This is a genomic window from Corynebacterium sp. AOP12-C2-36 (genome assembly GCF_052379185.1).
Lineage (GTDB): Bacteria > Actinomycetota > Actinomycetes > Mycobacteriales > Mycobacteriaceae > Corynebacterium.
On record NZ_JBQSYJ010000073.1, the window covers coordinates 1 to 819 of the forward strand.

Here is an 819-nt window from a genome sequence, read left to right on the forward strand (position 1 = left end):
GTGCCCGGACGCCGATCGAGAAGGCGGTCCACAACCCTGTAGCCCTGATCTCTCAGGCGTCTGCGAAGGCCTTCGCCACGATCACCACATCCGCGTTCGCCCGTCCGAAGGCGAACATCCTGCCTTGGCCTTTGCGCAGCGCATGCATCGCCTCCATACCCTGCAGTGTCCTGTACGCCGACACCGGATTCTTGAACCCGCCACCCTTGGGGCCCAGGATCCGTTTCAACCTGCCATGATCACCCTCAATCACGTTGTTGAGGTACTTCACCTGCCGGTGTTGCACTGTCTTCGACAGTTTCTTCCTGTCGATCAGCGCCGCTATCGCCGCTGTGTAGGTGGGTGCTTTGTCGGTGCAGATCACTCGGGGACCACCATCAGGGCCGCGGTGACCAGAACCACGCAGCGCTTTTCCCAGAAACCTCGTTGCCGCTTGCGTGTTGCGGCGGGTGGACATGTAGAAGTCGAGAGTCCGGCCGTCCTTGGTCACCGCACGGTAGAGATAGCACCACTTCCCACCCACCCGGATGTAGGTCTCATCCACCCGCCAGGAATCCGCGAACCAGGACGAGGTCTGGCGGTACCAACGGGTACGTTTATCCAGTTCGGGACCGTACTTTTGCACCCAGCGGTAGATGGTGGTGTGATCCACCGGCACACCGCGTTCGGTCAGCATCTCCTCGAGATCCCGGTAGGACACCCCATACCGGCAGTACCATCGCACCGCCCACAGGATCACGTCTTTCGGGTAGTGGCGACCGGAGAAGATGCTCATGAGACCTGATCCTCACGTGCCATCCCCAACTTTGCAACAGCACC

At 60.7% G+C, this 819-nt stretch carries 1 protein-coding gene; it reads right to left on the minus strand.

Annotated features, from left to right (window positions below; translation table 11 throughout):
• Positions 1 to 52: 52 nt before the first annotated feature.
• On the minus strand, positions 53 to 775 hold the full coding sequence (locus tag ACT3UN_RS16510; RefSeq protein ID WP_444657667.1) for an IS6 family transposase: 723 nt from the start codon (positions 773 to 775) through the stop codon (positions 53 to 55).
• Positions 776 to 819 lie beyond the last annotated feature (44 nt).